We start from the raw sequence: 12,035 nt of genomic DNA, 5'->3' as shown, positions 1-12,035 counted from the left end.
GTGGCGCTGGAGAAGTTTCTTTACCCGCTTTACGAGGCGCGGTTGAGGCGCGAGCTGCGGGGCACCAAGCGCCCGAAGCACATCGCGGTGATGGCGGACGGCAATCGGCGCTGGGCGCGCGAGTCCGGTTACAGCGACATCTCGCATGGCCACCGCGCAGGAGCGGCCAAGATCGGTGAGCTGGTCAGGTGGTCGGCGGAGATGGACGTCGAGGTTGTCACCATCTACCTGCTGTCCACGGAGAATTTGCAGCGCACGACGCAGGAGGTCGAGCTGCTGTTCGACATCATCTCCGATGTTGTTGATGACCTCGCCGCCGAGAACCACACCTGCAAAGTCCGGCTCGTCGGCCACCTCGACCTGCTTCCCCCGGAGGTTGCGCAGCGGATGCTGAGATCGGCTGAGGCGACCGTCGAAAAGCCTGGGCTCTGCGTCAATATCGCGGTCGGCTACGGCGGGCGCCAGGAGATCGTCGACGCGGTGCGCTCGCTTATCGACGCCAACGTTGCCGCCGGCACCCCGCCGGAGCACCTCGCGGAACAAGTCACCATCGAGTCGGTCTCGACGAACCTCTACACCTCGGGCCAGCCGGACCCGGACCTTGTGATTCGCACCTCCGGCGAGCAACGCCTCAGCGGATTCTTGCTGTGGCAGGCCGCGTACTCGGAGATCTGGTTCACCGATACGTACTGGCCAGCGTTCCGCAAGATCGACTTTTTGCGCGCATTGCGTGACTACTCGCAGCGCTCCCGCCGCTTCGGCAAGTAAGCCTCACTACAGCTTGCGCATCCGTACCCGCTGCACGGCGTGGTCGGGGCCTTTCCGCAGGACCAGGGAGGCGCGCACCCGCGTTGGCACAATGTTTTCCACCAAGTTGGGCAGATTGATCGACTGCCAGATATCGCGCGCCTCTTTGACCGCACTTTCCTCGTCCAGGTCAGCGAAGCGGGCGAAGTGCGCCCCGGGTTGCCGGAAGGCAGTAGTGCGCAGCTTGAGAAAACGGTCGATGTACCAGCGCTCGATGTGGTTGGTCGCCGCGTCGACGTAGATGGAGAAGTCGAGCAGGTCGGACACCATGAGCGTTGGCCCCGTCTGTAGCACGTTGAGGCCCTCGAGGATAACGATGTCAGGGGTGCGAACGACCTGCTGCTCGCCGGGCACAATGTTGTAGGCGTTGTGGGAGTACACCGGTGCGGTGACCTCCGGCAGGCCGGACTTGACCTCGGTGACAAACCGCATGAGGCGGCGACGGTCGTAAGACTCGGGGAAGCCCTTGCGGTCCATGAGCTTGCGCTTTTGCAACTCCTCGTTGGGGTAGAGGAAGCCATCGGTGGTGACCAAGTCGACGCGGGGGTGGGACTCCCACCGTTGTAACAGCACCTTGAGCACGCGGGCGGTGGTGGACTTGCCCACGGCCACGGAGCCGGACACACCAATGACGTACGGAACGTGGTGGGCCTCGCCGGCGAAGATCTCGGTCGCGGTGGTGAGTTGCTGGCGCGCCAAGACCTGCAGGTGAATCAGGCGGGAGATCGGAAGATAGATCTCGGCGACCTCGTTGAGGTCGAGGGTCTCACCGATACCGGACAACTCCGCGACCTCTTCTTCAGTGAGCACCTGGGGCCAAGCATTGCGTCGTTGGCGCCAGGCCTCGCGGCTGAATTCGAGGTACGGGCTGGAGTCGGCAGCACGGGACATGCGGTCAATTGTTGCACCTCCACCTTGCAAACACCGCATGGGTGCCCTGTGCCCGAGGCGGTGCCTATACTTCAGGTACCAACAATGTCCCCGCCTCGAGAAAGGACCCGGTGCCCGTGTCTGAAGACCTCCGCTACCAGGATCTCGCAACGTTTGATCCCGAAGTTCACCAGGCCATCGTCGATGAGCTCGGCCGCCAGCGACACACGCTGGAGATGATCGCCTCCGAGAACTTCGTTCCCCGCTCTGTCCTGCAGGCGCAGGGCTCGGTGTTCACCAACAAGTACGCGGAAGGCTACCCGGGGCGCCGCTACTACGGCGGCTGCGAGTTCGCGGACGTCGTCGAGGAGCTTGCCCGCGAGCGTGCGAAGTCCGTCTTCGGCGCAAAGTACGCCAACGTCCAGCCCCACTCCGGCGCCCAGGCCAACGCAGCTGTGCTCATGGCGCTTGCGGAGCCCGGCGAGACCATCCTGGGTCTCAGCCTCGCCCACGGCGGTCACCTCACCCACGGCATGAAGATCAACTTCTCCGGCCGCCTGTACAACGTGGCCGCCTACGAGGTGGAGAAGGACACCCACACCATTGACATGGCCAAGCTGCGCGAGCAGGCGCGCGAGGTCAAGCCGAAGGTCATCATCGCCGGCTGGTCCGCGTACCCGCGCCAGGAGGACTTTGCGGAGTTCCGCTCGATCGCAGACGAGGTCGGCGCCTACCTGTGGGTCGACATGGCCCACTTCGCCGGTTTGGTCGCCGCGGGCCTGCACCCGAGCCCGGTGCCCCACGCGCACGTCGTGTCCTCCACCGTGCACAAGACGATCGGCGGCCCGCGCTCCGGCTTCATCCTCACCAACGACCTCGAGCTGCACAAGAAGCTCAACTCCGCGGTGTTCCCGGGCCAGCAGGGTGGACCGCTGATGCACGTCATCGCCGCAAAGGCGACCGCGTTCAAGATCGCCGCGACCCCGGAGTTCAAGGAGCGCCAGGAGCGCACGCTCGAGGGCGCGCGCATTATCGCCGAGCGTCTCACTCAGGACGACGCGAAGGCGGCCGGCATCGATGTCGTCTCCGGCGGCACCGACGTCCACCTCGTGCTCGTGGACCTGCGCAACTCGGAGATGGACGGCCAGCAGGCCGAGGACCTGCTCCACCGTGCGGGTATTACGGTCAACCGCAACGCCGTGCCGTTCGACCCGCGCCCGCCGCAGGTCACCTCCGGCCTTCGCATCGGCACCCCGGCGCTAGCCACCCGCGGCTTCGGTGCCGAGGACTTCCGCGAGGTCGCGGAGATCATCGCCCAGGCTCTCATCCAGGGCGAGTCTGCGGATGTCGAGGCGCTGCACGGGCGCGTCGACAAGCTCGGTGAGAAGCACCCGCTCTACCCGGGCCTTGAGGAGTGGAAGATGCTCTAGGAAGAGCTCAGGAAGACTTTAGTCTTCGGATTCCTCGCTCGGCCCGCGCTCGTCCGCATGGACGGTGCGGGCCGTTCGCAGCCATTCGGGCTGGTCGGCGAGCAGATCCTTGATCTGGTTCGTCGTCAATGGCTCATCCATGCCGTTCTTTTTCAGCGCGGTGATGCTGATGCCGAGCTTGCGCGCCACCTCGGGGCGGGGGTGGGGGCCGTTGAGCCGCAGCTGGGTCAGCCACTCGGGCGGGTTGTCCTGCAAGTCGCGCAGCTGTGCGTGCGTGACAGCGCCGTCCTGGAACGACTGGGGGGTTGCGGGGAGGTAGATTCCCAGCTTCTTCGCCGCGGTCGCGGGCTTCATCGCGCGGCCGGAGGGCTGCTGTGCCTCGAAAGATTCGTGTGACGTCATGGCTTTGACGGTAGCATTTAGCCATGCTGAGCCTTGCTTTTGTCACCGGCACCGAACCCGGCAAGTGGCTGCGCCGCTACGCCGAGGGCACGCCACACGGTATCGACGCGCGCGCGACGGATGACCCTTTGAGTGAGCTTGCCGACGGCACCTGCGATCTTGCGCTCGCCCGCCTGCCCGACGCCAGGGTCGGTGAATCCCACCATGTGGTGCGGCTTTACGACGAAACCCCGGGTGTCGCCGTTCCCAAAGATTCCGTCTACGCCGAGGTGGCAGAAGCGGTGGACGCCGCGGAGCTCGCCGACGAAATCGTGAATTTCACTTACGCCGAAGGTGCCGACACGGACGAGCTGCGCGGTGCGCTGCAAGTGGTCGCCGCGAATGTCGGCATCGCGTTCGCCCCGCTGCCGCTGCTGAAGGCGCTGTCGAAAAAACAGGTGGTTCCGCTCGAGCTGCGCGGGGAGGGCACGCACGCAACGTCGATAGGCTTGGTGTGGAAGCGTGCGGACGATGGCGACGCCATCCAGGACTTCGTCGGGGTAGCGAAAGGGCGCACCCCCAATTCGTCGCGGGGTGCGTCCCCGGCCCTGAAGAAGGCCCCACGACCTGCACAAAAGAAGGCCCCGGCCAAGCGGAAGCCGGCCCGGTGGCGTAGGGGCTGACTGCAGCGCTGAGAGAATTCATCTAAGGTTGTTTATGTAAACAATTACCAACGAAAGGCTGAACACGAATGTTCTCCAAGAAGATCGCTGCATCCGCAATGGCCCTGACCCTGGGAGCCGGCTTGGCGGCATGTTCCACCGAGGGCGACACCGCGGCATCCGCCACCAACACCTCCACCGTCGCCGAGACGGCCACGGAGCAGGCAACGGCGACCGAGACCTCCGCCGTCACCGCTACCGAGACCTCCCTGGCTGAGACCGCCGCTGCTGAGGGCGACACCGTAGAGGTTGCCACCGCCGACGGCCAGACCGCTCTGGTCCCGCAGGGCGTGGCGCAGGCTATGGACGAGTACGCCGGCGACTGGGGCCAGCCGGTCTCCGTCGATGAGGTTGCTGGCGGCTGGATCGTCTCCTACGGCGACGAGCAGCACGTTGCATGGAACGAGAACACCGGCGGCGCACCGATCCGTGGCCAGATTTCCACCCAGTGGCTCGGCGAGCTCAACGCTGCCAACAACATCGGCTTCCCGGTCGCACCGGAGCAGGAGCTTGCGGACGGCACCGGCTGGATCCAGGAGTTCGAGAACGGCACCATCTCCTGGTCCCAGGGCGAGAACGGCATTTACGGCCCGACCGTCGAGGTTAACTAAGACCTAACCGCTTAGAAAAGGGGCGTGCAACCACCGTGTTGCACGCCCCTTTTATTGCAGGAAAAATGATCGCTATGCCTTTGAATGGTTTCAACATCCGCCCGATCCGCCGCGAGGACTACAAACAAGTTCGCCAGATCTACGAGATGGGTCTCGAGTCCGGCCATGCTACGTACGAGACCAGCAGCCCCAGCTGGGAGGAATTTACCTCCAAGAAGATCATGGAGACGGTGTTCGTCGCGGTGGACGCGGACGACGACTCCCGCGTTGTCGGGTGGGTCTCGGCAGCGAAGGCATCTTCGCGCACCGTTTTCCACGGCGTGGTGGAAGACTCCATCTACACCCACCCGGACGCGCGCGGCGCGGGCGTGTCGGGGGAGTTGCTGGATACTCTCATCGATACCTGCATCCAGCTGGATAAGTGGGCCATCCACTCGTGGATTTTCCCGGAGAACGAAGGCTCCGCAGGTTTGCACGTCTCCCGCGGCTTTGAGAAGGTGGGCACGTTCCACCACATGGCCAAGATGAGCTACGGCGATTTAGAGGGGGAATGGCGCGACACCGACATTTACGAGCTCCTCCTGCCCAAGCCGGATACGAAGCGCGAACGGCACAAGGCGTAAAGCGCGAGCTAATCGACGCGCACCTCGCGGGACAGGGAACCATGGACCCGCGGCGCAGTGGACGAGGTGTACTCGACGTCGAGGACGCCCGGTTCGGGCTGGGTGAGCGTCCACGATCCATCAGTCGGCCCGCATGACGCTGACAGTGGCGTCGCGGTCCACCGCTGGCCGTCGGACAAGGTGAGCAGCGCGGTGCACCCGTTGTTGAGGTAGGTGATCATCGCGCTGTCGGGTGCGAGCGTGAGCGCGGCGTTCCATCCCGCCTCGGCCGTGTCGCCGGAGGAAAACAGCCAGCCAGTGTAGGTGCCCGGTGTCGGGCTGGCGGATTCGGCAGTTGGGCCGGGCTGCGCGGTGACCGTGACAACGCTCGGCAGGGGAGTGCGCTCGTCGGCAGGGCGCGACAGGGCGTACACGGCAGCGGCGAGCGCGCCCAGCAGAGCGACCGCGAGAACCGCGAGCCCGCCGGCGACCCAGCGGCGCTCCGCGGCCCGGTCGGGGCGAAACTGCGCGAACGAATCAGACAAAGGGCAACCCCCAGCTCGGTGTGTGAACTGGGGGTCGATCCTAGCGCGGCGCTAGTTGCGGTCGGTGTTAGCCATGCTCAGAACATCGAGGCGCTTGTCCAGCTCCTCCTCGGTGAGCTTCTCGCCGTCGACGAACCCGAGGTCGATGACCGTCTGGCGGATCGTCTTGCCCTCAGCAAGAGCGGTCTTGGCCACCTTCGCCGCGTTCTCGTAACCGATGGCGGAGTTGAGCGGGGTGACGATCGACGGGGAGGACTCCGCGAGCTCCTTCATGCGATCGACGTTGGGCTCGATGCCGTCGACAAGCCTGGTGGCGAACTGGCGGGAAGTGTTGGCCAAGAGGCGAGCGGACTCGAGCACGTTGCGGGCCATCATCGGGATGAACACGTTGAGCTCGAACTGGCCCTGGGAACCGCCGAAGGCGACAGCCGCGTCGTTGCCGATCACCTGAGCCGCAACCTGGGTGGCGGTCTCGCACAGAACCGGGTTGACCTTGCCCGGCATGATGGAAGAACCCGGCTGCAGGTCCGGCAGGTGGATCTCAGCGAAGCCGGCCAGCGGGCCGGAGCCCATCAGGCGGATGTCGTTGGCGATCTTGTACAGCGACACAGCGACGGTGCGCATCGCGCCGGAGAACTCGACAAGCGCGTCGCGGTTGGCCTGCGCCTCGAAGTGGTTCTTTGCCTCAGACAGCTCCTGGATTCCGGAGAGCTTTACCAGCTCCTCGGTGACCTTGCCGCCAAACTCGGCGGGGGTGTTGATGCCGGTGCCCACAGCGGTGCCGCCGATGGGCAGCTCGCCTAGGCGGTTAAGGGTGGCCTCGATGCGCTCGATGCCGAGCTCGATCTGGCGGGCGTAGCCGGAGAACTCCTGGCCCAGGGTCACCGGGGTGGCGTCCATGAGGTGGGTGCGGCCGGACTTGACCACCTCGTGCCACTCCTTGGCCTTTGCGGCCAGGGACTCGTGGAGGACCTTCAGGCCCGGGATGAGGTCGTTGACGGCGGCCTCGGTGGCGGCGACGTGGGTGGCCGTCGGGAAGGTGTCGTTGGAGGACTGCCCCATGTTGACGTCGTCGTTGGGGTGAACCTCCACGCCGTTCGCCTTCGCGATGGAGGCGATGACCTCGTTGGTGTTCATGTTGGAGGACGTACCGGAACCGGTCTGGAAGACGTCAATGGGGAACTGGTCGTCGTGCTTGTTGTCCGCGATCTCCTTCGCCGCAGCGATGATCGCGTCGGCCTTTTCCGCGTCCAGCGCGCCGAGATCTTTGTTCACCTGCGCACAAGCGGCCTTGAGCAGGCCGAGGGCGCGAATCTGCTTCGGCTCGAGCGGACGGAAGGAGATGGGGAAGTTCTCCACAGCGCGCTGGGTCTGCGCGCGCCACAGAGCGTCAACCGGGACCTTGACTTCGCCCATCGTGTCGTGCTCGATGCGGTATTCCTGATCAGCCATGTAGTTCCATCCTTGGTGTTCGTCTCGAGAGTGTGAACGGGGTCGATTCCCGATTATGCCCTCTGCAATGAGATGCGGGGCACAATTCGGGGTTAATCGGTCGGGTCAGAGTAATCCACCACGGAGTACTCCTGCAGCTTGGCCAGCTGGTGGATCGACTCGATGTAGCGGACGGTGCCGGAGCGCGCACGCATCACCAGCGAGCGCGTGGTCGCACCGTTCTTGCGGTAGGAGACCCCGCGCAGCATGTCGCCGTTGGTCACGCCGGTTGCCGCGAAGTAGCAGTTGTCGGAGGAGACCAAATCGTCGATGGTCAGAACGCGGTCGAGGTCGTGGCCCGCAGCCAGAACGGCTTCGCGCTCCGCATCACTCTGCGGTGCGAGCTGCCCTTGGATGTCACCGCCGAGGCACTTGAGCGCGCAAGCGGTGATGACACCCTCGGGGGTTCCACCGATGCCCATCGCCATGTCGATGGAGTTGTGGTCCTGGGCGGCCGCGATTGCGCCGGCGACGTCACCGTCGGTGATGAAGCGAACCTTTGCGCCAGCCTCGCGGATCTCCTCGACGAGGCGGTTGTGACGGGGGCGATCAAGCACAACGACAGTGATGTCGGCGGGCCTGACCCCCTTCGCCTTCGCCACGGCCTCGACGTTGGCTGCGACGGGGGCGGTGATATCAATGACGCCGGCGGCATCGGGGCCGACGGCGATCTTGTTCATGTAGAAGGCGTCCTTCGGGTTGAACATCGTCCCGCGGTCCGCCGCTGCGATTACGGCGATGGCGTTCGGGCGTCCTTCCGCCATCAGGCGGGTGCCGTCGACCGGGTCGACGGCGATGTCGACCGCGGCGCCGTGGCCGTTGCCCACGTTTTCACCGTTGAAGAGCATCGGTGCCTCGTCTTTCTCACCTTCGCCGATGACAATGACGCCGTCCATGCTGACGGAGTTGATCATCTTGCGCATCGCGTCGACAGCCGCGCCGTCGCCTTCATTCTTCTTGCCACGGCCGACCCAGCGGCCAGATGCGAGCACCGCCGCTTCCGTGACGCGCACTAGTTCCAGCGCAAGGTTACGATCCGGGTACTCCGTGGACGTCTCGGTCATCGAAGGCAGCCTCCTGAGCTAATTACGTTGTGTGGTTCCGCTTGTGCAATGCGGGGGTGCAAACGGGCAACCCGCCCTTTGCATTCTTCCATTTTGGTCCCCCGCAACGGCGGGAGCCCTCACACATACGGGGGTATTTCGGGGCATGAACGTGCTCGCGCTGTCACGTGACATACTTACTGGCGTGGCAGCCGAGAATAAACCCCGCATCTTCCAAGACGGCCGAGACATGGTGATCAACGTGGCGCTCATTGTTGTCATCATGTTGGTGGCCGTCGGCTTCACGGGCATGTGCTCGTTCAACCCCGGAGCACCGGAGAACGGTCCCGTCCAGGAGGTCGACGCGGAATCCTTCATGAACCTCGAGTCGCGCGCCGTGTCCTACCCGGTGCGCTACCCGCAGATGCCGGAAGGCTGGACGACGAACTCCGCGCGCCGCTCCATGATCGACGGGCAGCCGGCGCCCGTTGTCGGCTGGGTCACGCCCGCCGGAGGCTTTATCTCCCTTACTCAGACCGGGGCTTCGCTTGAAGACGCAGTCGTCGACGTCGACCGCGCCCCGCGCGAACTCTCCCGGACCGTGGACGTCGACGGCACCGAGGCGCGTATCTACTCCTCCGAAAGCAACGACGTTCGTGACCTGTGGGCCGTCGATCTGGGCGAGGAGCGCCTCCTGCTCAGCGGCGCGGGTACGGACGAGGAATTCCGCGAGGTCATCGCCACCGCGGTAGCGACCGAGCCGCTGTCGCGCGGCTAGTCGTTTGCGGAGGGGTCTGCCTGGTTGATGGTGGCTTCGACGCGCTTCGTGGCGCCGTCGAGAAGCACCTCGCACCGCTTTGCCAGTGCCTCGCCGCGCTCCCAGTAGTGCAGGGATTCGTCGAGGCTCATCTGGCCGAGCTCGAGGATCTTGACGGTTTCGACGAGCTCGTTGCGAGCCTCTTCGTAGCTCAGCGTGCTCGGGTCGGGCAGCGCTTCGTCGCCGCCGCGGCCAGTTCCGAACGTGTTCTCAGTCATGGGTTTCTCCTGTGGGGTTGGTTGTCAACGCGTGGGTTAGTCGGCTTGTTGGGTGCCCATTGATGCGGCGGTGATCGAGCCGTCACCGACCCGGATCCGCAGCTGGGAGCCCGGCGGTGTTTGCTCGATGCTGGTTACGACGTCGGGGCCGCTACCGTCGCGCGGCAGGACCTGAACGACGGCGTACCCGCGGGCAAGGGTGGCCGAGGGGCCCAGCGCAGAGACCTGGGCGCGAAGGCTGCGAACCGCCGCGGTTTCTTGCTTGAGCAGGTACGACACGTCGCGCCGGATGAGTGAGCAGGCGCGTTCGATTTCCTCGCGGCGTTGGTTGATCGCTGTGAGCGGGTTGGCCAGAACGGGGCGGGAACGAAGCGAATCAATGGTGGTGCGTTCTCGTTGCACCCAGCCGCGAAGGGCGCCGTTCATGCGCGAGCGCGCCTCTGCGACAAGCGCGTACTCCTGCGCGACGTCCGGAACGACTCGCTTGGCGGCGTCGGTGGGCGTCGCGGCGCGCAGGTCCGCAACGTTGTCCAGGACAGGATTGTCGGGTTCGTGGCCGATCGCCGACACGACCGGTGTCGAGGCGTTGGCCACCGCGCGCTGCAGGGCCTCCTCCGAGAAGGGGAGAAGGTCCTCCACGCTGCCGCCGCCTCGGGCGATGATGATGACGTCGATGGCCGGGTCGGCGTCGAGAGCTTCAAGTGCTGCGATGACCTCGGGCACCGCGTTCGGGCCCTGAACCGCGGTGTTGCGCACGGAGAACTGAACTGCGGGCCAGCGTTTCTGTGCCACCGAGAGCACGTCACGTTCGGCGGCGGAACCCTTTCCCGTGATCAGCCCGATGGTGCGCGGCAGGTAGGGAAGTGGCTTCTTGCGGGCGGGGTCGAACAGGCCCTCCCCGGCGAGCTGCGTGCGCAAACGCTCGATGCGTGCGAGGAGCTCGCCTTCGCCGACGTGGCGGATCTCCGTGACCCACATCGAGAAAGAACCGCGGCCCTCGTAGAAGGCGGGTTTGCCGTAGATGATCACCCTGTCGCCGTCCTTGACCGGGGCGGGCAGCGAGTTCAGCAGCGCAGTGCTGGTTGTGACCTGCACGCTGACCTGTTCCTGGGTGTCGCGCAGCGTGAGATACGACAGCTTCCATGTCGGCTTCATGTTGACCTGTGTGAGCTGGCCCTCGACCCACAGCCACCCGAGCTTTTCAATCCACCCCTTGACCGAGCGGTTGAGCTTGGCGACACCCCACGGGGCTTCTGCGGAGCTCGCCTGCTGCGCGCTATTGGTTGCTGCCACGGGACGTGGACACCTCTCTTCTTGCTTCTTTGCCACTTTGCGACGACGGTTTCACAGCTGGCGCCAACACCGTTTCCTGCGAAGATACACACGATTTTGCCTGTCTATTCTTTTAGACTGCCATTCGATACCCTGGGTTCCATGACTGAACAGGGTAAGAAGGTTCTTCTCGCTGCGCCTCGGGGATATTGCGCAGGCGTTGACCGCGCCGTCGAGACCGTGGAGAAGGCGTTGGAGAAGTACGGTGCCCCGGTGTACGTGCGCAAAGAGATCGTGCACAACAAGTACGTGGTGGAGACATTGCGTGATCGTGGTGCCATTTTCGTCGACGAGGCGGACGAAGTGCCGGAGGGGGCGCACCTGGTGTTTTCCGCGCACGGCATCTCCCCGGAGGTGCGTGAGTCGGCCGCGCGGCGCAACCTCCTCACGCTCGACGCCACCTGCCCGCTGGTGACCAAGGTCCACAACGAGGCGAAGCGCTTCGCCCGCGACGGTTACTTCATTCTCCTCGTCGGCCACGAGGGCCACGAGGAGGTAGAGGGAACCGCCGGCGAGGCCCCTGAGGTGACCTTCCTCGTCGACGGTGTCGAGGGCGTTGACACGTTGCCGGACTTCCCGGCGGACCAGAAGCTCGTGTGGCTGTCGCAGACGACGCTGTCGGTGGATGAGACGATGGAGATCGTCGACAAGCTGCACGCGCGCTACCCGCAGCTGGAGAACCCGCCGAGCGACGACATCTGTTACGCCACGCAGAACCGTCAGGTCGCGGTCAAGGCAATCGCGCCTCGCGCGGAGCTGGTCATCGTGGTCGGCTCGCAGAACTCCTCGAACTCGAAGCGCCTGGTCGAGGTCGCGGTGGAAAACGGCTCGAAGGACGCGCACCTGATCGACTACGCCCACCAGATCCAGGACGAATGGTTCGATGGAGTGAACAACGTCGGCGTCACCTCGGGTGCGTCGGTGCCGGAGGTGCTGGTGCGCGAGGTCATCGACGCACTCGCCGAGCGCGGCTACGCGGACGTGGAAGAAGTCACCACGACGACTGAGACCATCACCTTCGCGCTGCCGCGCAATCTGCGTCCCGCGCGCACCTAAGCGCTAGCAGGGGGGACGGGGCCTAGTTGTACTGACCGGAGACGTTGGTCGAATCTATGCGATCCGACCACATGACGAAGACCTCCAATGTGGAATGGGAAGTGCCTTAA

Annotated in this window: 14 protein-coding genes; 7 read left to right on the top strand and 7 right to left on the bottom strand. The window is 64.9% G+C overall.

Annotated elements, in window-relative coordinates; all coding sequences use genetic code 11:
• Nucleotides 1-768, top strand: coding sequence for an isoprenyl transferase (locus VVR41_RS09450; protein ID WP_368524559.1), 768 nt, complete (start codon nucleotides 1-3; stop codon nucleotides 766-768).
• A gap of 6 nt (nucleotides 769-774) precedes the next feature.
• Here VVR41_RS09450 and coaA read toward each other — a convergent pair whose 3' ends face one another.
• Entirely contained in the window at nucleotides 775-1,698 is a 924-nt protein-coding gene (gene coaA, locus VVR41_RS09445) for a type I pantothenate kinase (protein WP_368524558.1), read from the bottom strand.
• Between the two features lie 116 nt (nucleotides 1,699-1,814).
• Here coaA and glyA point away from each other — a divergent pair, with 116 nt between their 5' ends.
• Nucleotides 1,815-3,107 (top strand): serine hydroxymethyltransferase, encoded by a 1,293-nt coding sequence (glyA, locus tag VVR41_RS09440; protein ID WP_368524557.1) that lies wholly within the window; start codon nucleotides 1,815-1,817, stop codon nucleotides 3,105-3,107.
• An 18-nt stretch (nucleotides 3,108-3,125) separates the two neighbouring features.
• Here the strand turns inward: glyA and VVR41_RS09435 are convergent, their stop codons facing one another.
• Nucleotides 3,126-3,509: a DUF5997 family protein gene (locus VVR41_RS09435; protein WP_368524556.1), complete on the bottom strand. Its 384-nt coding sequence runs from the start codon at nucleotides 3,507-3,509 to the stop codon at nucleotides 3,126-3,128.
• 23 nt (nucleotides 3,510-3,532) lie between these two features.
• Here VVR41_RS09435 and VVR41_RS09430 point away from each other — a divergent pair, with 23 nt between their 5' ends.
• The 3 genes from VVR41_RS09430 to VVR41_RS09420 all read left to right on the top strand — a co-directional run bounded on the left by VVR41_RS09430 (nucleotide 3,533) and on the right by VVR41_RS09420 (nucleotide 5,444).
• On the top strand, nucleotides 3,533-4,171 hold the full coding sequence (locus VVR41_RS09430; RefSeq protein WP_368524555.1) for a LysR family transcriptional regulator: 639 nt from the start codon (nucleotides 3,533-3,535) through the stop codon (nucleotides 4,169-4,171).
• 68 nt (nucleotides 4,172-4,239) lie between these two features.
• Nucleotides 4,240-4,821 (top strand): hypothetical protein, encoded by a 582-nt coding sequence (locus VVR41_RS09425; RefSeq protein ID WP_368524554.1) that lies wholly within the window; start codon nucleotides 4,240-4,242, stop codon nucleotides 4,819-4,821.
• Nucleotides 4,822-4,895: 74 nt separating this feature from the next.
• Nucleotides 4,896-5,444, top strand: coding sequence for an N-acetyltransferase family protein (locus tag VVR41_RS09420; RefSeq protein ID WP_368524553.1), 549 nt, complete (start codon nucleotides 4,896-4,898; stop codon nucleotides 5,442-5,444).
• Nucleotides 5,445-5,452: 8 nt separating this feature from the next.
• Here VVR41_RS09420 and VVR41_RS09415 read toward each other — a convergent pair whose 3' ends face one another.
• The 3 genes from VVR41_RS09415 to glpX form a co-directional block, all read right to left on the bottom strand.
• On the bottom strand, nucleotides 5,453-5,968 hold the full coding sequence (locus tag VVR41_RS09415) for a hypothetical protein (RefSeq protein WP_368524552.1): 516 nt from the start codon (nucleotides 5,966-5,968) through the stop codon (nucleotides 5,453-5,455).
• Nucleotides 5,969-6,019: 51 nt separating this feature from the next.
• Entirely contained in the window at nucleotides 6,020-7,420 is a 1,401-nt protein-coding gene (locus tag VVR41_RS09410) for a class II fumarate hydratase (RefSeq protein WP_368524551.1), read from the bottom strand.
• Between the two features lie 92 nt (nucleotides 7,421-7,512).
• Nucleotides 7,513-8,523 (bottom strand): class II fructose-bisphosphatase, encoded by a 1,011-nt coding sequence (gene glpX / locus VVR41_RS09405; RefSeq protein WP_368524550.1) that lies wholly within the window; start codon nucleotides 8,521-8,523, stop codon nucleotides 7,513-7,515.
• A 184-nt stretch (nucleotides 8,524-8,707) separates the two neighbouring features.
• Between glpX and VVR41_RS09400 the strand changes: the two genes are divergently transcribed.
• Nucleotides 8,708-9,280, top strand: coding sequence for a DUF4245 domain-containing protein (locus tag VVR41_RS09400; RefSeq protein WP_368524549.1), 573 nt, complete (start codon nucleotides 8,708-8,710; stop codon nucleotides 9,278-9,280).
• Here VVR41_RS09400 and VVR41_RS09395 read toward each other — a convergent pair.
• Nucleotides 9,277-9,537, bottom strand: coding sequence for an exodeoxyribonuclease VII small subunit (locus VVR41_RS09395; protein ID WP_368524548.1), 261 nt, complete (start codon nucleotides 9,535-9,537; stop codon nucleotides 9,277-9,279). The genes VVR41_RS09400 and VVR41_RS09395 overlap by 4 nt on opposite strands.
• A gap of 36 nt (nucleotides 9,538-9,573) precedes the next feature.
• On the bottom strand, nucleotides 9,574-10,830 hold the full coding sequence (gene xseA / locus VVR41_RS09390; protein ID WP_368524547.1) for an exodeoxyribonuclease VII large subunit: 1,257 nt from the start codon (nucleotides 10,828-10,830) through the stop codon (nucleotides 9,574-9,576).
• Nucleotides 10,831-10,971: 141 nt separating this feature from the next.
• On the opposite strand from xseA, the gene VVR41_RS09385 reads away from it, so the two are divergent.
• Entirely contained in the window at nucleotides 10,972-11,925 is a 954-nt protein-coding gene (locus tag VVR41_RS09385; RefSeq protein ID WP_368524546.1) for a 4-hydroxy-3-methylbut-2-enyl diphosphate reductase, read from the top strand.
• Nucleotides 11,926-12,035: the final 110 nt, after the last annotated feature.

This window comes from Corynebacterium sp. LK2510, from assembly GCF_040946405.1.
Taxonomy (GTDB): domain Bacteria; phylum Actinomycetota; class Actinomycetes; order Mycobacteriales; family Mycobacteriaceae; genus Corynebacterium.
The sequence above is the reverse complement of the archived record's forward strand: the minus strand, read 5'-3'. Positions and strand labels throughout refer to the sequence as shown.